We start from the raw sequence: 20,276 nt of genomic DNA on the forward strand, positions 1-20,276 counted from the left end.
TTTGCTAGAATGATTTTTACAGCCACACAAATTGCGGGTATTTTAAACGGAGAAATCGAAGGAGATGAAACTGTTGAAGTATCTAAGTTAGCTAAAATTGAAGAAGGGACTAAAGGCTCATTAACCTTTTTGGCCAACCCCAAATACACTCAATTTATATATTCTACTGATGCTTCGATCACTATCGTAGATAAAACTTTTGAAGCAGAATCAGAGATTAAATCTACATTGATTAGAGTAGATGATGCGTACCAAGCTTTTTCTAAGCTTTTAGAGTATTACAATATGGTGAAAATGAATAAAACAGGGATAGAAGAACCTAGTTTTATTTCAAAAAATGCATCATTTCATGATGATATTTATTTTGGAGCATTTTCATACATGGGAGAGAATGTGAAAATTGGTAAAAACGCCAAGATTTTCCCGAATGTATATATAGGAGATAATGTTACAATAGGTGATAATGTAGTTGTTTTTGCTGGTGCCAAAATATATTCTGAAACCATAATAGGAAATAATTGCGTTATCCATAGTGGAGCAATAGTAGGAGCAGATGGGTTTGGTTTTACACCTAATGAAAAAGGAGAGTATAGTAAAGTCCCGCAAACAGGTAACGTGATAATAAAAGATTATGTAGATGTAGGTGCAGGTACCACAATAGATAGGGCGACGTTAGGGTCTACGGTAATTAATAAAGGAGTAAAGCTGGATAATCAAATACAAATTGCTCATAATGTTGAAATTGGCGAGCATACTGCAATTGCTGCTCAAACAGGGATTGCTGGATCCACAAAAATAGGTAAACATTGTTTGATAGGTGGTCAGGTTGGAATTGCAGGACATCTCACAATAGGAAACAATGTTAAGATCCAGGCGCAATCAGGTATTGGTAGAAATATAAAAGATGGAGAGGCAATTCAAGGCTCACCAGCTTTGGGATATTCTGATTATAATAAGTCCTATGTTCATTTTAAAAATTTACCCAAAATAGTAGATAGAATATACAAACTAGAGAAAAAAATAAATAATGAGTGATGCTGTTGTGAGCAAACAAAGAACCATTAAAGAAGAAGTTAAACTTACAGGTGTTGGCTTACACACCGGAAAAGAAGTTACCTTAACTTTTAAACCTGCTCCAGAAAACCATGGGTATGCATTCTGTAGAATCGACCTAGAAGGAAGCCCTATCATTGAAGCAGATTCGAACTACGTTGTAAATACGCAGAGAGGTACTAATCTGGAAAAAAATGGAGTAAGTATTCAGACTTCAGAGCATGTACTTGCGGCTTGTGTGGGTCTCGAAATTGATAATCTTTTGATAGACTTAGATGCACCAGAACCTCCTATTATGGATGGCTCTAGTAAGTATTTTATTGAGGCCCTGGAAAAAGCAGGTATCGTAGAGCAAGAAGCAGAAAGAGAAGAATATATTGTCAAAGATGTAATTTCATATACAGATGAAGAATCAGGTAGTGAAATTATAGTAATGCCTTCTGATCAGTATCAGGTTACAACGATGGTAGATTTTGGTACCAAAGTGCTTGGTACGCAAAATGCATCTCTTAAAAATCTTTCTGAATTTAAGACAGAAATAGCAGATGCCAGAACTTTTAGTTTTTTACATGAACTAGAAATGTTACTTGAACATGGTTTGATTAAAGGGGGAGACCTTAACAATGCAATTGTGTATGTTGATAAGGAGATAAGTGCAGGTACCATGGAAAAACTTAAGGTAGCGTTTGGTAAAGAGGCAATTGCAGTAAAACCTAATGGTATTTTAGATAATCTTACCCTACATTATCCAAATGAAGCAGCACGACACAAATTGTTAGATGTGATAGGAGATTTGGCACTGGTTGGAACAAGAATACGAGGGAAAGTAATAGCAAATAAACCGGGGCATTATGTAAATACCCAGTTTGCCAAAAAACTTTCTAAAATAATAAAAATAGAAAAGCGTAACAAAGTTCCTCAATTCGATCTTCATAAGGAGCCGTTAATGGATATTAATAAAATAATGAGCATGCTTCCGCATAGGCCTCCTTTTTTATTAATAGATAGGATTCTAGAAATGTCTGATAGACATGTCGTAGGGCTTAAGAATGTAACGATGAATGAGCCGTTTTTTGTAGGACATTTTCCGGGAGCACCGGTAATGCCAGGCGTATTGCAAGTAGAGGCGATGGCTCAAACAGGTGGGATATTAGCATTGAGCACAGTACCAGATCCAGAAAACTACCTTACCTATTTTATGAAAATTGATAAGGTAAAATTTAAGCAACAAGTGCTACCTGGAGATACCTTGGTTTTCAAACTAGAATTAATAACACCTATTAGAAGAGGTATTTGTCATATGCAAGCTTTTGCATATGCAAATGGTAAGCTAGTTACCGAAGCAGAACTAATGGCCCAAATAGTAAAATCAAAATAAACAAAAAGAAAGAGTATATACTAAAATTATTTTTGCTTTTAGTATACTTTCGCAACTAACCTTTTAATAAAATAATTAACTGATGAATCAACCGTTAGCATACGTTCATCCAGGAGCTAAGATTGCAAAGAATGTAGTTATAGAACCTTTTACAACTATTCATAATAATGTGGTTATAGGAGAAGGAACCTGGATTGGTTCTAATGTTACTATCATGGAAGGCGCTCGTATTGGGAAGAATTGTAGTATATTTCCTGGAGCCGTAATTTCGGCGGTTCCTCAGGATAAAAAATTCAATGATGAAGATACAATAACAGAGATTGGCGATAATACTACTATCCGAGAATGCGTTACTATCAATAGAGGTACTACCGATAGAATGAAAACTAAGATAGGCAAGAATTGTTGGATTATGGCATATTGCCATATAGCACACGATTGTATTGTAGGAGATAATTGTATTTTTTCTAATAATAGTACATTAGCAGGACATATTAATGTAGGGGATTATGTGGTGTTGGCAGGTATGGCTGCAGTACAACAGTTTTGTAGTATTGGTAACCATGCATTTGTTACAGGAGGCTCTTTAGTAAGAAAGGATGTTCCTCCTTATGTAAAAGCGGCCAGAGAACCATTGTCGTATGTGGGAATCAACTCTATTGGATTGAGAAGAAGAGGTTTTACGACAGAAAAAATTAGAGAAGTACAAAATATATACAGGATTTTATATCAGCAAAACTATAATAATACACAAGCCGTAGCTATTATAGAAGCAGAGATGGAAGCAACACCTGAACGAGATGAGGTTCTTGAGTTTATTAAGAATTCTCAAAGAGGAATCATGAAAGGGTATTTTTCTAATTAAAAAAATATCTTAAATTGATAATTTGTAAACGATTAGAAATTAAAGAATAAGAATAATGGCAAATACTAGTGATATCAGAAATGGATTGTGTATTAAATACAATCATGATATATATAAGATCATAGAGTTTTTACATGTTAAGCCAGGAAAAGGTCCTGCTTTTGTAAGAACAAAATTAAAGAGTGTAACCACAGGAAAAGTAATAGATAATACTTTTTCTGCAGGGCATAAAATAGAAGATGTACGTGTAGAGACACATAAGTTTCAATTTTTGTATGCAGAAGGAGATACACATCACTTTATGAATACAGAAGATTATAATCAGATTACATTAGAAAAATCTGTTTTAGATGCTCCTGGATTATTAAAAGAAGGAGAAGTAGTTACAGTGATTATAAATTCTGAAGATCAAATGCCACTTTCTGTAGAAATGCCAGCGAGTGTTATTTTAGAAGTAACAGCAACAGAGCCTGGTGTAAAAGGAAATACAGCTACCAATGCAACCAAGCCTGCCACCGTAGAAACAGGTGCAGAAGTAATGGTGCCTTTATTTATTAATGAAGGAGATAAGATCAAAGTCGAGACAGAAAAAGGTACATATAAAGAGCGTATAAAAGAGTAATCTTTTATATAAAACTATAGCATGAAATTTCCTCAGGCACATACATTAGAACAAATCGCTACAATTATATCATCAGAGTATGTAGGTGATCCAGATTTTCCAGTTTTAGGAATGAATGAAATTCATGTCGTAACTCCTGGGGATATCGTTTTTGTAGATCATCCCAAGTATTATGATAAAGCATTGCAAAGTGCAGCTACTGTTGTATTGATTAATAAAAATGTTGAATGCCCAGAGGGGAAAGCATTGTTGATCTCTAATGATCCTTTTAGAGACTTTAATAAGTTATCTGCCTATTTCAAGCCTTTTGAAAAGTCAACTTCTTTGGTGTCAGATTCTGCCAAAATTGGTGATAATACGGTTATACAGCCTGGGAGTTTTGTTGGAAATAATGTGGTGATTGGTGATAATTGTATAATTCATGCCAATGTAAGTATTTATGATAACGCAGTGATAGGTAATAATGTTGTCATTCATGCTGGTTCGATATTAGGTGCAGATGCGTTTTATTATAAAAATAGACCAGAAGGTTTTGATAAGCTACTTTCTGTAGGTAGAGTGGTGATCGAAGATAATGTAGATATTGGCGCGTCATGTACAATAGATAAAGGAGTAACCGGGGATACCAGAATACAAGAAGGGACCAAAATTGATAATCAGGTCCATATAGGTCATGATACGATAATAGGAAAAAAATGTCTGATTGCATCGCAAGTAGGTATTTCGGGTTGTGTAGTTATAGAAGATGAGGTAACAATTTGGGGGCAGGTAGGTATAACTAGCGCAATAACCATTGGAACAAAAGCAATTATTTCTGCACAATCAGGCGTGAGTAAATCTTTGGAGGCTAACAAAAGTTATTTTGGAACTCCGGCCGATGATTTTAGAAAAAAATATAAAGAGATTGCTGCTATTAGAAAAGTACCAGAATTAATAGAAAAAATGAAAAAGCATGATGAGTAAAACTCCTAAAGAGATCGTAAAATCTGCATATGAAGTAGATTTGATACATAATCTTGACGAACTTTTGGATTATTTACACCCAGATATAGAGTTGGATTGGAGTAGTAGTTTTGGTTTTCTTAAAAAAGATTTTGATGGTATTGTATCTATGTTTAAAGAAATGACCGTTTCTTTTGAGTCTATACGATGTGATATAAGTCATCTATTAGCAGAAAGAGATACAGTGACGATACGATGTACTTTTTATGCAGGAACTATAGAAAACCCAGGGAAAGAAGAGCATTTTGCTCACTTTATATCTATTTGGGAGCTTAAAGACAATAAGTTGTATAGGGGCTATCAGATAAGCTAACAAGATATTTTTTCTAATTGTAAGGTGTAAAATCTTCTTTATTCGAGAAGATTTTCTTCTTCTGTTTGTATAAAACGATAAACCAGAAAATATTTTTCAGTTTTTGTTTTAACCATAGTGTTCAAAAGCTTACTTTTGGAACTCTTTTTAAAAATAAAAAATCATAACGCAATGAGTGTTTTAGTTAATAAGAATTCAAAAATTATTGTACAAGGATTTACAGGTAGTGAAGGTACTTTTCATGCCGGTCAGATGATAGAATATGGTACAAATATTGTTGGAGGGGTTACTCCTGGAAAAGGAGGGCAAACTCATTTAGACAAGCCTGTTTTTAATACGGTAAAAGATGCTGTTAAAGAAGTAGGTGCAGATACTACTATTATTTTTGTACCACCTGCTTTTGCTGCTGATGCGATTATGGAAGCTGCAGATGCTGGTATAAAAGTAATTATTACAATTACAGAAGGTATTCCTGTAGCAGATATGATTACTGCTGCTAATTATATTGAAAATAAAAACTGTAGATTAATAGGACCTAACTGTCCGGGAGTAATTACTCCGGGAGAAGCCAAAGTTGGTATTATGCCAGGATTTGTGTTTAAAAAAGGAAATGTAGGGATTGTTTCTAAATCAGGTACATTAACTTATGAAGCCGCAGATCAAGTTGTAAAACAAGGATTAGGAATTACTACAGCTATTGGGATTGGAGGAGATCCGATCATTGGCACCACTACCAAAGAAGCAGTAGAATTATTAGTAAATGATCCAGAAACAGAATGTGTCGTTATGATTGGTGAGATTGGAGGACAATTAGAGGCTGATGCTGCAAAATGGGTGAAAGAAAGCGGTACTTCAAAACCAATTGTTGGTTTTATTGCAGGAGAAACTGCACCGGCCGGTAGAACTATGGGGCATGCTGGAGCAATTGTTGGTGGTAGTGAAGATACTGCTGCTGCAAAAAAAGCAATTATGAGAGACTGTGGGATTCATGTTGTTGATTCACCTGCAGAAATCGGTAAGAAAGTTGCAGAAGTGCTTTCTAAAGTTTTAGGTTAAACATACTTCTTCTTAAATAGATACTAAAACCTCTTAAGTGTAATCTTAAGAGGTTTTAGTATTATTTTACTACGGTTTCTTATTAGCCAGGAGCTCCGTCACTACCACTATTTCCAGGTACACCACCGCTATCTCTTACACCAAAGTAATATGCCGTACCTCCATCATTTTCACAAAGTTTATGAGGATGATGATCAGCACGTGCTGTTCCAGTTTTTCCGTTTGCACATCCATATGCAATATAGCCGCCACCTTTTACTAGTGCCTGACTAGTTTTGTCTAATTCTTTTGCTCCTTTTAAAATTAATTTTTTTCTAACCATAATTTTATTTTATTGTTAATTAAGTAAACCCTGAACAATTAATGACACTCAGGAATATGTCCATACATTTATGTCTGTTGTAACTAATTTGTTACTTTGTTTTTTGTTAAAATAAACTTAAAAAATGTAACATTCATGGTAACAAAGCGTATCATTAGAATATTAACTTTATAAACAGTCATAAAATATTTGAAACAAGCTATAACAGAGTTTTTGATAAGTAAATACTAAAAATGATGGTTTGGCGAGTTCAATATGACTTTTAACAACATATTATAAACACATGAAATTAATTAAGTCAGTTTTACTATTATTTATTGCCATAGGTTTAAGTAATTGTAAGAAATCATCCGACCAGGATACAGCGACCATTTCTAAAGAAGTGAAAACCGAACAGCATACAGATAACGCAGGGTTTTCTTATGAAGCGGTTACCAATGATCCTACGGGTCTACGATTGTATACCTTAGAAAATGGTTTGAAAGTTTATTTAGCAAAAAATGAAGAAGAACCTAAAATTCAGACCTATATTGCGGTCAGGGCAGGTTCTAATTATGACCCCAAAGAAGCTACGGGTCTTGCACATTATTTAGAACATATGCTTTTTAAAGGTACCGATGAGATAGGTACTCAGGATTTTGAAAAAGAAAAAGTATTCTTGCAAGAGATTTCTGATCTTTATGAAAAACATAAAGCCGAAACCGATCCGGCTAAGAAAAAAGAGATTTATAAAAAAATAGATGAAGTTTCTCAAGAAGCTTCTAAAATTTCTATTTCTAATGAATATGATAAAATGACAAGTGCATTAGGAGCACAAGGAACCAATGCACATACCTGGGTAGAAGAAACAGTATATCAGAATAAGATTCCTGCAAACGAATTGGATAAATGGTTAAAGTTAGAAGGGGAGCGTTTTAGTCAATTGGTGTTACGTTTGTTTCATACAGAATTAGAAGCAGTGTATGAAGAGTTTAATAGAGGACAGGATAGAGATGGAGATAAAGTGTATCGCGCAATGCTGGAAGGGTTGTTTCCTAATCATCCTTATGGGCAACAAAGTACGATTGGTACCTCAGAACATCTTAAAAACCCTTCTATGGTTGCTATACATAATTATTTTGATAAATATTATGTTCCTAATAATATGGCAGTCGTGTTGGTAGGAGACCTTGATTTTGATCATACCATAAAAAAAGTTAATGAATCATTTGGTGGTTTTGTGAAGAAAGATGTACAACATCCTGTTCTTCCAAAAGAGTCTGCGATCACAAGTCCTGTTATTAAAGAAGTTTTTGGACCTACAGCAGAGAGGATTACAGTAGCTTTTCGTTCTCAGGCAATAGGGACAAAAGAAGAGCAACTGCTTACTATGGCAGATATGTTATTAACCAATGGTAAAGCAGGTTTAATAGACTTAAACCTTAATCAAAAGCAAATGGTTCAATATGCAGGATGTTCTCCTCAGTTTTTGAATGATTATGGATATCACCAGTTTTATGGGTCTCCTAGAGAAGGGCAAACATTAGATGAGGTAAAGAAGTTGATATTAGGCGAAATCGAAAAATTAAAAAAAGGAGAGTTTGAAGAATGGATGCTATCTGCTGTAATTAATGATTTAAAACTGTACCAAACTAGACAATATGAAAACAGTACACCATTAGCGAGTGCTTATTATAATGCTTTTATACATCGCCAGGATTGGAAAACTAAAATAGAATTTCTTGATGAGCTTAAAAAAATCACAAAGCAAGAACTGGTAGATTTTGCAAATTCTTTTTATAAAGAAAACTATGTGGTTGTTTATAAAAGAAAGGGTGAGGACAAAAATATATCTAAAGTTGAAAACCCAGGAATAACACCTGTTGCTGTGAATAGAGATAAGCAATCAGAGTTTTTACAAGCTTTTAATAAAATAGAAGCCCCCGAGTTACAACCAAAATATATAGATTACAAAACCGCTATAAAAGAAGTTAAAACTTCAAATGGTTTACAAGTTTCTTACATAGATAACCCAAATAATGATCTGTTTGATTTAGATATTATTTTTGATATGGGAAAAGATAATGATAAGAAAGCCTCATTAGCAGCGGGATATTTAGATTATCTTGGGACAGATAAATACTCTCCAGAAGAGTTGAAAAAGGAATTTTACAAATTAGGAGTAAATTATAGCGTTTCTACAAGAGCAGATAAGACCTATGTGAGTATTTCTGGATTAAAAGAAAATCTCGATGCAGGATTAGCTTTGTTAGAGCACCTATGGGGTAATGCAGTTCCTAATCAAGAAACCTATCTAAAATATGTAGATAAAATTGCAAAAGGTAGGACAGACGGCAAGACTCAAAAAGGAAATATTCTTTGGGGAGGACTATATAGTTATGGAATGTATGGAGAAAATTCACCACTACGTAACATATATACTATTAAAGAATTGCAAGAATTTGACCCTCAGGAATTGGTTAATAAAGTTAAAGAACTGCGTGGCTATAAACAACGTATATTCTATTATGGTAAGGATGTAGCATCTGCTGTAGCCGCTTTAGATAAACATCATAAGGTGTCTAATGATTTAAAAGACTACCCAGAAAAAGTAGAATATATAGAAAAGGAAATAGGAGGAAATGTTTACTTTGTAGATTATGATATGGTGCAGAGTGAAATAGTGTTTTTAGCCAAAGGAAAAGAGTTTGACGCCAAACAAATGGCAGCTTCATCATTGTTCAATGAGTATTTTGGTGGTGGTATGTCATCCATTGTTTTTCAAGAAATTAGAGAGTCTAAATCATTAGCATATTCGGCGTATGCAGGATATAGTAATGCTAGAGAAAAAGATCATGCAAACTATATTTTTGCTTATGTAGGTACGCAGGCAAATAAAATGTCACAAGCGGTCGATGCTATGATGGAGTTGATGACAAATATGCCAGAAGCAGAAAAGCAATTTGAAGGAGCTAAGGAAGCGACGTTAAAAAGAATAGCCGCAGAAAGAATTACCAAGTCCAGCATATTTTGGAACTATGAAAGGCTTAAAAAGAGAGGAATCGATAATGATAATCGAAAAGAAATGTATGAAACGATCAAAAATATGACTCTAGAAGATCTTAAAACATTTTTTAACGAGAACATTAAAGGAGAAAACTATAATGTTATGGTGATTGGAAATAAGAAAGATGTTGATATGAAAGCCTTGGCAAAATTAGGAGAAGTAAAAGAAATGGATATAGATTTTCTTTTTAATTATGAAAAGAAAAAAGAAGATATAAAGCTATAAACTAATAAACAATCTTTTGTTTATAAACCCTGTGAGAAATCACGGGGTTTATTGTTGAAGACCTATTTGTAATTCTTATATTTGAAATCACATTTCATTATATAACCTGGTATATATACCAACAACATTTAAATAGTTAGAATGAATCTTTTACAAGGTAAAACCGCTATTATCACAGGAGCTACCCGTGGTATTGGAAAAGGAATAGCAGAGATTTTTGCACAACAAGGTGCAAATGTTGCTTTTACATATAGCTCTTCTGTAGAAGCAGCAAATGCGTTAGAAAAAGAATTAAACGAAAAAGGTATCAAAGCAAAAGGATACCAAAGTAATGCCGCAAACTATGATCAGGCACAAGAATTGGTTGCAGATGTTATAGAAACTTTTGGCAGCATTGATGTTTTGGTAAATAATGCAGGTATTACCAAGGATAATCTTTTAATGAGAATGAGCGAAGAAGATTTTGATAATGTGATAGATGTAAACCTGAAGAGTGTTTTTAATATGACCAAAGCGGTGCAAAGAACGATGTTAAAACAGCGTAAAGGTAGTATTATTAACATGAGCTCTGTAGTAGGTGTTAAAGGTAATGCTGGACAGGCGAATTATGCTGCTTCAAAAGCTGGGATTATTGGATTTTCAAAATCGGTTGCATTAGAGCTTGGATCAAGAAATATTAGAAGTAATGTAGTTGCACCGGGATTTATTGAAACCGAAATGACAGGAAAACTGGATGAAAAAGTAGTAGAAGGATGGCGAAATGCAATTCCTTTAAAAAGAGGAGGAAACCCAGAAGATATAGCGAACACATGTTTGTTTTTGGCAAGTGATTTAAGTGCCTACGTTACTGGACAAGTCATTAATGTAGACGGAGGAATGCTTACCTAGTAACAGGTTTATTAATATATTAGTTTTTTATCTAGACTATATATTTTGATCACTAATTTCAAAAGATGCAAACACAAACAGTTTTACTGATCATTATCGCTTTTATAATAGCACTTTGTATAGCGTTATTTCAGTATTTCTATAAAGCAAAAAGCAGGAAGAAAAATATCTTGCTTTTTGCTTTTTTACGTTCTTTTAGTGTTTTTACTTTATTGGTATTGTTAATTAACCCTACCTTCAAAAAGAACACTTATTATACAGAAAAACCTACCTTGGTAGTGGCTGTAGATAATTCGTCTTCAATTAAGTTTCTAAAAAAGAATCAATCCTTATCACAGTTTGTAAACCAATTAGCAACGGTAAATACACTTAATGAACGATTCGATCTACTATATTATTCATTTTCAGATAAATTAAAAGATTCGTTAGCGCTCTCTTTTGACGGGAAACAAACAAATATTTATACCACGTTAGAAGAATTAGATCAGGTTTATAAAAACACAATTGCACCGGTGATGCTTCTTACAGATGGTAACCAAACATATGGAAAAGGATATGAGTTTAGCTCTGATTATAAACAAGCAATATACCCCGTTGTAATAGGTGATACAATTTCTTCTATAGATAGTAAAGTTCAGCAACTTAATGTTAATCGTTATGCTTATCTAAAAAATAATTTTCCTGTAGAGACAATTTTGACTTATTCTGGTGATGAAGATGTTAATACTACGTTTCAGGTTAAAATGGGAGAAACAGTCGTTTTCTCACAGCCTGTTACTTTTACAAAAAATGATAATTCTAAAATAATTGATTTTGTACTACCTGCAAGCAAAGTAGGGGTAAATCAATATACTGCAAGAGTGCTTCCCTTGGACAAGGAAAAAAATAAAATCAATAACAGCAAAACTTTTGCAGTAGAGGTGATTGATCAAAAGACAAGTATACTTTTGGTTAGTGATATGGTGCATCCAGATTTGGGTGCTATAAAGAAAAGTGTAGAAAGTAATGAAAGAAGAAGTATAACATTACTTAAACCTAATGAAGTTAAGGATATTGACGAATACCAATTAATCATTTTGTATCAACCTACTACAAAATATAGAGGTGTTTATGAAAAAATAAGAGCTCAAAAAAAGAATTATTTCACAATCACAGGTGTAAAAACAGATTGGATATTTCTTAATGGAATACAAAATAAGTATACTCAAGAGATTACAAGGCAAACAGAGTATTATTTACCTGAATTCAATCCTAATTATGGAGTATTTCTTCAGGATGATATCGGTTTCAAAGAATATCCTCCTTTAATTGGAGCTTTTGGAGATACCAAAGTTCATGCAAATCACGATCGTTTATTATATAGGTCAATTAATAATATAGATACCGAAGACCCTCTGCTGATAACTATAGAAGAGGGAGAATTAAGAGAAGCAGTTTTGTTTGGAGAAGGTATCTGGAGATGGAGAGCACAGAGTTATCTGAATGAGCAAAAGTTTGAAAACTTCGATGATTTTTTTGGTAAACTTATACAATACCTAGCGTCAAATAAAAGAAAAAGTAGATTAAATACTTTTGCAGAATCTTTTTATTATGGCAATACCAATATTATTATTAAAGCAGAATACTTTACCAAAAATTATGAATTTGATCGAAGAGGTAGTTTACAAATTTTTGTAAAAAATAAAAAAACAGAAGCCTCACAGACGATCCCAATGTTGCTGAAAAATAATACTTATGAAGTAGATGTTAGTAATTTGACAGCAGGAGATTATGACTACACGGTTACTACCTTGGGCGAAAATATTTCAAGTTCAGGAAGCTTTTCTATTTTAGAATATAATGTAGAACAACAATTTCTTAGTGCAGATGTAACAAAATTAAGGCAATTGGCTACTAATACTAAAGGAAAATTGTATCATTTAGATCAGATGGATGCTATTGTACAAGGATTATTACAAGATCAAAGATATCAAGCAATTCAAAAAAATAAAGAAAATGTGGTATCTTTAATAGATTGGAAATACCTTTTAGGGCTGCTTATTATACTTCTGTCTGTAGAATGGTTTGCAAGAAAATATAACGGACTTATTTAAAATTTAAACTCAAAATTATCATGGAAAAATTACCAAAAATAGGGTTGCCTATTTTAATTCTAATTGTATTAGGTATTGTTTTTATATCAAAATCTACTGTAACTATCGGTTCTGGAGAAGCGGGAGTTTTATATAAAACTTTCGGCGGAGGGGTTGTAACTGACGAAGCACCTTTGGGAGAAGGGTTTCATTTGGTAGCACCCTGGAACAAAGTAATTGTTTATGAAGTAAGACAGCAATCTATTTCAGATAAAATGGCTGTCCTGTCAGTAAATGGATTAGAAATTCAGGTAGATGGTACGGTTTGGTTTCAACCAGAAAGTAACAATCTTGGTAAATTACATCAGGAAAAAGGAAAGGATTTTGTAAGTAGAATTTTGGCACCTGCAATTAGTGCAGCAGCACGAGAAGTTGTGGGAAGATATACACCAGAACAACTTTATTCTAGTAAAAGAGATATCATACAAAAAGAAATTCTGGAAGAAACGCAGAAAGGGGTTCAAAATCAATATATTCAGGTAAATAAAGTTCTTGTGAGAGATGTTACATTACCACCAACAATCAAGGAAGCGATTGAACGTAAATTAAAACAGGAACAAGAAGCTTTAGAATATAAATTTAGAATCGAAAAGGCTAAAAAAGAAGCCGAAAGACAAAGAATAGATGCAGAAGGAAAAGCTGCGGCAAATACAATTTTAAGCGCATCATTAACAGATAAGATACTTAAGGAAAAAGGAATCGAGGCGACTTTAGAACTTGCCAAATCAACAAATTCGAAGGTAGTGATTGTCGGTTCTGGAAAAGAAGGGATGCCATTAATATTAGGCAATCAATAAGGTATAAAGTTAGAAAGATATACGTGAAAACGGTAAAGAGTTGAACTCTTTACCGTTTTTTTTTGTAAAAAACTTATGGGTATTTTTTTATGAAATAGCAGCATAGCTTCGCTAATACGAAGGTTAAATGGTTGGCTTTTAGCTCTGTAATGTTGTTTTGGTTTATATAGTATTAATTTCTGGTATTTTTGTGTAAGAAAATAGCTTATGATTGTAGTATTTTTACTTCATTAACACAAAATTTAACTAATTATGAATTATCCATGCAAAACATTGAGTATTTCGTGTGCTATTTCTTGTAGTAATAACGATTACACAATTCCTCTCTGACCGTCATTTTTTGTTCTTTTGAGAAAAGAATGAATAATATTAAGATGTATCCGAAAAATTTATAGAAGTTAACAGACCTTATTATGTGATAGGGGCTTTCTTGTTTAGAAATAGTATTGAATAGTTACTATTATAAAAAAATACATGTAAACTAAAGTAATTGTTATTTATTCATTTAAAAATCAAACTACACTTGATATTTTAATAGAAAGTAATATTGTTTAAAACAAGTGTTATAATTTATTATAAAGAGAATGAATTTGTAAAGAATTCAAAAAAATCTATAAAAATACTTATCGGATAGCAAATTGAAATTACTGGAAACTGTTTCATTAATATATTGTGTTAATGAAATAAACCAAACATTTATCACTATAAATTAAACTAGAGTTAGAGAGTAAACAAGTTATCATCATATCTTGCTAAATACCGCTTTTTAATTAAAACAAGAAGGTAGTCTCATTTAGTATAGATATTTTGAGAACTATTAAAATAAAATTATGAAAAATTGCCTTACTTTACTCTTAGGAGTATTCATAATGGTTTGTGGTTTCTCACAAACCAATAATGTTAATAGTAATTTTTGGACAAAAAGCGTTTCTTCTGCAAGGAATAGTGCAGAAACTTCATATCAAAACACTTATGATCTTAGTGTTGATAAATTTAAAGAAGTTTTATCTCGTTGTCCAAAAAGATTTGATTCATTTGGTCCGTCAAATGTCATTATCACACTACCCACAGAAGATGGGAAGTTTAAACAATATCGCGTAAAGGAAGCAAGCGCTTTACATCCAGATTTAGCCAAAAAGTTCCCAGATATTAAATCCTATGTAGGTACATCTGTTGATGAGGAAAATGAAGTAGTATATTTTAGTATGGGGTACAATAATTTTAGAGCTATGATTATGAAACCTGATGCTACCATAACGAATATCAAACCTTTAATTAGACATAGCAAAACATACACAGTAACTTCAAAAGTTGATGGTTCAGCACAACCGATTAGTTGTGAAACAACTGGTCGTGGATTTGGTCCTTTAGGAAAAAGTATAAAGCAAGTTGAAAAATCAAACCAATCAAGCAGAGACGCTAACGATGGTCGTCTTAGAGTTTATAGGATGGCTATAGCAGTAACAGGCGAATTGTCTAAAATTTATATTGATGCGGCAAACGCTACAAATGGTTCAATACAACAAAGGAAAGCTGCAGTACTTGCGGGATTGAATGCACTCATGACCAGAGCGAATGCGGTTTATGAACGAGACCTTGGAACAACGTTTCAATTAGTACCTAATATGGATGCTATCATTTTTCTAGATGGAAGAACAGATGGTTTAACACATAATAGTATTGGAACAGCAAATCGTGAGGCTCAGCCTATTATAGATAACGTAATTGGAGATGCTAATTACGATATTGGTCATGTTTTAGATTCAAAAGGTACGGGACGTGCAGCTTTAAATGTTGTATGTGTTTCTGGTAAAAAAGCCCTAGGAGGTACAGGTGCACATCCTTTTACATCTGTCGCAGATTATTTCTTTATCACATTCATTCACGAAATAGGTCATCAATTCGGTGCTAACCATTCGTTTAATAACGCATGTGGCGGTAATCGTTTGGATGAAGGTGCCGTTGAACCAGGAGGTGGTAATACTATTATGGCATATACAGGTTGTGCTCCTAATACAGGACGTACGCAATATATCTATTTTCATGCAAAACAAATCGATGAAATGTGGAATCATATTGAGAACATAGGAGGTTGTGCTACTCTACGATCAATAGGTAATAGTGCGCCAGTAGCTAGTATAAGAAGTAATTATACGATTCCACGATCTACTCCATTTATATTAGAAGGATCAGCTACAGATGCTAATACACCCGCAAATCAACTAACGTATACCTGGGATCAAATGGATAAAGAAATCGCTCCTATGCCTCCTCGTGCTAATTCAACGGTTGGACCTTTATTCCGCTATGTTCCTCCTTCATCTTCTCCAATTCGATATATGCCTGATCTTGCTACCGTAAAAGCTGGAAATACTGCTTCTGAATGGGAGGTGGTACCCTCTGTTTCCAGAACGATGAATTTTAGATTTACCGTAAGAGATAATCATCCGGGAGGTGGTAATACAGATTCTAGAGATGCTGTTATCACGGTAGCTGGAAATGCAGGGCCTTTTGTAGTCACTTCGCAAAACACCAGATTTGATGCGCCAATAGGTTCAAGACAAACGGTAACCTGGAACGTGGCAGGAACCACAGGTAATGGAATAAATGCATCTACGGTAGATATTTTATTATCTACAGATGGAGGAAATACCTACCCAATAACGTTGGCTTCTAGAGTAACTAATGATGGTTCTCATCAGGTTACCATACCCAACAATGAAGGAGGGGTAAATAGAATTATGGTAAGAGGTAGTAATCATATCTTTTATGATATTACCAATGCTAATTTTAGTATCACCGATGGAAATTCGGATCCTATGCCTACCAATTATTGTTCAGCAGGTAATCGGGATCGCTCAAATTATATAGCAAAAGTTGTCTTTGCTGATATCTCTAATGAAAGTGATAATAGTGCATATTCTGATTTTACGAGTATTGGGACCAATCTTGTTAAAGGTCGATCTGCTACGATAACCGTTACTCCTGGAATTCCAGGCTGGATTGGTAATACTATTGGAGCATGGATTGATTGGAATAAAAATGGAAGTTTTACAGATCCGGGAGAAGAAATTTTAATGCAAACTCTTGTAGCAGATGGTATTGCCTCTGCCAATGTTTTAGTTCCTAATAGTGCAAAAAATGGAGCAACCAGATTAAGAGTGCGTTATAAGCTTAGGACGAATCCTGATCCTTGTGGTACAGCAGCATCAAATGGTAATGAAGTAGAAGATTATTTTGTATTTATTACAGGCGAAGGAATTCCTGATAACCAGAATCCAAGTACACCTACTAATTTAGCGGCTTCTAACATTAGAAGTTCTTCTTTGACCTTAACATGGACAGCTTCTACCGATAATGTAGGGGTATCTGGATATGAAGTATTCCGAGGAAATACTAGTTTGGGTACGGTTACAGGAACTACATATAATGCTACAGGCTTAACACCACAAACGACCTATAATTTTAGGGTTAGAGCAAGAGATGCCTCTGGTAATCAATCTAATTTTAGTAATACAGCTAGTGCTACGACACTTGATGGTACAGATCCCGATCCAACATTACCAACAGGCTATTGTAATGCAGGAAGACAAGGAACCAACTATATAGCAACAGTTGCATTTGGTAGTATTAATAATACGAGTCAAAATAGTAGTTATTCAGATTTTAGTGCTCAAAGTACTAATGTTTCTGTGGGGCAAACTTTAACATTAACCGTTACTCCCGGATTCACGGCTAATAATTGGTCGTCTAATGTAGTAGGCGGTTGGATTGATTGGAACAGGGATGGTGATTTTGAAGATGCTAATGAGCAAGTGCTAATGAAGCCTAGAGGTGTTGGTGGAGGATCAGCTTCGGTTACCGTTCCAAATAATGCGCAATCAGGAGCAACCAAGTTACGGGTACGCTACAGATGGGGTAGTAACCCTAATCCTTGTGGAACCAGCTCTAATGATGGTGATGAAGTTGAGGATTATGTCGTTGTTATTGGTGGGGGTACCAGTGATACTCAGGCTCCAAGCACACCAACTAATTTAAGAGCTTCTAATATTGGAAATACTTCTTTAAGCTTAACATGGACAGCTTCTACAGATAATGTGGGGGTATCAGGATACAATGTATTCCGAGGAAATACTAATTTGGGTACGGTTACAGGAACGTCGTATAATGTTACAGGATTAACGGCTAATACAGCTTATTCCTTTAGGGTTAGAGCGAGAGATGCTGCAGGTAATCAGTCTAATTTTAGTAATACCGCTAATGCTACTACTACAGGAGGTACAGATCCTGATCCAACATTACCTACAGGGTATTGTAATGCAGGAAGACAAGGATCTAATTATATAGCATCAGTTACATTTGGTTCTATTAATAATTCAAGTCAGAATAGTAATTATTCAAATTTTAGTACTCAAAGTACTAATGTTTCTGTAGGGCAAACTTTGACATTAACCGTTACTCCTGGATTCACAGCTAATAATTGGTCATCTAATGTCGTAGGGGGTTGGATTGATTGGAATAGGGATGGAGATTTTGAAGATGCTAATGAACAAGTGCTAATGAAACCTAGAGGTGTTGGTGGAGGATCTGCCTCGGTTACCGTACCAAATAATGCGCAATCAGGAGCAACTAAATTGCGGGTACGTTACAGATGGTCTAGTAACCCTAACCCTTGCGGAACCAGTTCTAATGATGGTGATGAGGTAGAGGATTATGTCGTTGTTATTGGTGGTGGGACTACTAATCCGACCTGTAATGATGGTGTCCAAAATGGAAATGAAACGGGTATAGACTGTGGTGGATCGTGTCCTCCATGTCAAGTAATCCCAACCTGTAATGATGGTATCCAAAACGGAAATGAAACTGGTATAGATTGTGGTGGATCATGTACTCCATGTCAAACTAATGTTACCTATTGTAATGCAGGAAGACGAGGTGCTAACTATATTGCAGAGGTTACTTTTGGGTCTATTTCCCAATCAAGCCAAAATGGGTCTTACACCAATTATACATCGCAACAAAGTACTACTGTTTCTAGGGGACAGTCGCTTACTCTTACCGTAACACCAGGAATCACAGCTTCTAATTGGTCATCTAATGTTGTAGGAGGTTGGATCGATTGGAACAGAAATGGTAGTTTTGATGATGCTGGTGAGCAGGTTTTAATGAAACCCAGAGGAGTTGGTGGTGCTAGTGTAACAGTTGTAGTGCCAAACAATGCTCAAACCGGTACTACCAGACTAAGAGTTCGTTACAGATGGTTTGGTAACCCTAATCCTTGTGGTACATCATCTGCAGATGGTGATGAAGTAGAAGATTATGCTATTAATGTTGCTGCTGCCAAATCAGGCATAAATGAAACAAGGGTGTCTTTATCTCCAAATCCATTTACAAATAATGTTACAGTCGACGTTTCTTCATTAGGAAATAGTGAATTTACAGTTACTGTATATAGTATTCTGGGTAAAGAGCTGATCAGAAAATCCTATAAAGAAAACCCCGAAAGGTTAATTATAGGAGAAGAACTAAAAGCTACAGGAAATTATTTTCTAAAAGTTCAATCTAAAGATTTTAATCAAACTTTAAGGTTACTAAAGTTATAATTGTAAATTTTAGTTTAATCCAATTCATATAAATGATCCCCTCTTGAAACATGTTTCAAGAGGGGATTTTTATTAATTCTACTATGGGTTTTTGAAATTTGTGTAGTTAATGTATTCAAATAAATATAGCTGAACTTATACTATACCATTTTAATTTTGAATTTACTGGAATAATGTTCATTTTTTGTTATGTCAAAAAAGATTATATTATTGATCGCAGAGGATTTAATTTTTTTACTTCGAGAACACTCAAAATCACCTAGTAGTTTGACCAAAGATCGTATCAAAGCCCTAATCTACATAAAAGAAGGTAAGTATGCTTTTCAAAGTGATATAGCCCAGAAGTTAGGAAGAACTGAAAAAACTGTTCGAGGTTGGTTGCAAAAGTATTCCCAAGTTGGTTTTTCCGGTTTAACAACTATCAAAAGCGGTGGTAATAACACTAAAGTTTTATCGGATAATGCTAAAATTTTTATAGCAGAAAAGCTCACCGATCCAACTACCACAATGACTTCATATATTGAGTTAAAACTATTGATAGCGGAAGAATTAGAAGAAAATGTTCCTTATTTTGCACTCTATGCTCATTGTAGGCGTAAACATAAATCCAAATTGAAAGTGGCTCGGAAGTCACATTATAAGAAAGATCCAAAAGCTGAAGAGCTTTTTAAAAAATCTTGAAAATTCATTTAAACAAATAGGGTTACCCATTTAAATCTCAAATAATTGTAAATAAGCATGTTGTTTTGTGAATTATATGTGAAGATTCTACAAATGAAGATGTTAAAAGATCTTGATAGGCAGGTGTTTACAGATCGATTTACAATTACTGAAGATTGCTATAAGTTTTTGGCAGAATTAAAATGGGAAAACGGCTATAATTGTAGGAGGTGTAACTCAACTGCCTATACAAAGGGCAAGCAACCATGTAGCCGTCGTTGCAGTAAATGTGGTTAGGACGAATCTACAACGGC

The 20,276-nt window shown here is 34.2% G+C and carries 15 protein-coding genes; 14 read left to right on the forward strand and 1 reads right to left on the reverse strand.

The features are described from left to right. Positions 1-9: 9 nt before the first annotated feature. From lpxD to sucD, 7 genes are all read left to right on the forward strand, one after another. Positions 10-1,035 carry a UDP-3-O-(3-hydroxymyristoyl)glucosamine N-acyltransferase gene (lpxD, locus tag ABW636_RS00110; RefSeq protein WP_367587911.1) on the forward strand — a complete coding sequence of 342 codons (1,026 nt, stop codon included), beginning with the start codon at positions 10-12 and terminating at the stop codon, positions 1,033-1,035. Beyond that, positions 1,028-2,431, forward strand: a complete 1,404-nt coding sequence (locus ABW636_RS00115) for a bifunctional UDP-3-O-[3-hydroxymyristoyl] N-acetylglucosamine deacetylase/3-hydroxyacyl-ACP dehydratase (RefSeq protein WP_367587912.1) — start codon at positions 1,028-1,030, stop codon at positions 2,429-2,431. Before lpxD ends, ABW636_RS00115 begins: the two co-directional genes overlap by 8 nt. A gap of 82 nt (positions 2,432-2,513) precedes the next feature. Then, entirely contained in the window at positions 2,514-3,296 is a 783-nt protein-coding gene (gene lpxA, locus ABW636_RS00120) for an acyl-ACP--UDP-N-acetylglucosamine O-acyltransferase (protein WP_367587913.1), read from the forward strand. 55 nt (positions 3,297-3,351) lie between these two features. Then, positions 3,352-3,918: an elongation factor P gene (gene efp, locus ABW636_RS00125; RefSeq protein WP_367587914.1), complete on the forward strand. Its 567-nt coding sequence runs from the start codon at positions 3,352-3,354 to the stop codon at positions 3,916-3,918. A gap of 21 nt (positions 3,919-3,939) precedes the next feature. Further along, positions 3,940-4,881: a UDP-3-O-(3-hydroxymyristoyl)glucosamine N-acyltransferase gene (locus tag ABW636_RS00130; protein WP_367587915.1), complete on the forward strand. Its 942-nt coding sequence runs from the start codon at positions 3,940-3,942 to the stop codon at positions 4,879-4,881. After that, complete coding sequence (locus ABW636_RS00135) at positions 4,871-5,233, forward strand: nuclear transport factor 2 family protein (protein ID WP_367587916.1); 363 nt, start codon at positions 4,871-4,873, stop codon at positions 5,231-5,233. Before ABW636_RS00130 ends, ABW636_RS00135 begins: the two co-directional genes overlap by 11 nt. Positions 5,234-5,404: 171 nt before the next feature. Beyond that, a complete protein-coding gene (sucD, locus tag ABW636_RS00140) occupies positions 5,405-6,289 on the forward strand; it encodes a succinate--CoA ligase subunit alpha (RefSeq protein WP_367587917.1) in 885 nt (294 codons plus the stop codon). An 82-nt stretch (positions 6,290-6,371) separates the two neighbouring features. Here the strand turns inward: sucD and ABW636_RS00145 are convergent, their stop codons facing one another. After that, positions 6,372-6,611 carry a hypothetical protein gene (locus tag ABW636_RS00145; protein WP_367587918.1) on the reverse strand — a complete coding sequence of 80 codons (240 nt, stop codon included), beginning with the start codon at positions 6,609-6,611 and terminating at the stop codon, positions 6,372-6,374. 283 nt (positions 6,612-6,894) lie between these two features. Between ABW636_RS00145 and ABW636_RS00150 the strand changes: the two genes are divergently transcribed. From ABW636_RS00150 to ABW636_RS00180, 7 genes are all read left to right on the forward strand, one after another. After that, on the forward strand, positions 6,895-9,882 hold the full coding sequence (locus tag ABW636_RS00150) for a M16 family metallopeptidase (protein ID WP_367587919.1): 2,988 nt from the start codon (positions 6,895-6,897) through the stop codon (positions 9,880-9,882). Positions 9,883-10,023: 141 nt separating this feature from the next. Next, positions 10,024-10,770, forward strand: a complete 747-nt coding sequence (fabG, locus tag ABW636_RS00155) for a 3-oxoacyl-[acyl-carrier-protein] reductase (RefSeq protein WP_367587920.1) — start codon at positions 10,024-10,026, stop codon at positions 10,768-10,770. 65 nt (positions 10,771-10,835) lie between these two features. Further along, the gene (locus ABW636_RS00160; RefSeq protein WP_367587921.1) at positions 10,836-12,863 is read left to right on the forward strand and encodes a VWA domain-containing protein; all 2,028 of its coding nucleotides are present in this window, start codon (positions 10,836-10,838) and stop codon (positions 12,861-12,863) included. 20 nt (positions 12,864-12,883) lie between these two features. After that, positions 12,884-13,699 (forward strand): prohibitin family protein, encoded by an 816-nt coding sequence (locus tag ABW636_RS00165; protein ID WP_367587922.1) that lies wholly within the window; start codon positions 12,884-12,886, stop codon positions 13,697-13,699. An 830-nt stretch (positions 13,700-14,529) separates the two neighbouring features. Then, a complete protein-coding gene (locus ABW636_RS00170; protein ID WP_367587923.1) occupies positions 14,530-19,302 on the forward strand; it encodes a GEVED domain-containing protein in 4,773 nt (1,590 codons plus the stop codon). A gap of 189 nt (positions 19,303-19,491) precedes the next feature. Continuing rightward, a complete protein-coding gene (locus tag ABW636_RS00175) occupies positions 19,492-19,983 on the forward strand; it encodes a helix-turn-helix domain-containing protein (protein WP_367587924.1) in 492 nt (163 codons plus the stop codon). A gap of 99 nt (positions 19,984-20,082) precedes the next feature. Continuing rightward, positions 20,083-20,259: a transposase gene (locus ABW636_RS00180; RefSeq protein ID WP_367588067.1), complete on the forward strand. Its 177-nt coding sequence runs from the start codon at positions 20,083-20,085 to the stop codon at positions 20,257-20,259. Positions 20,260-20,276: the final 17 nt, after the last annotated feature.

Origin of the sequence: Aquimarina discodermiae (assembly GCF_040786235.1) — a bacterium.
Classification (GTDB): Bacteria; Bacteroidota; Bacteroidia; order Flavobacteriales; family Flavobacteriaceae; genus Aquimarina.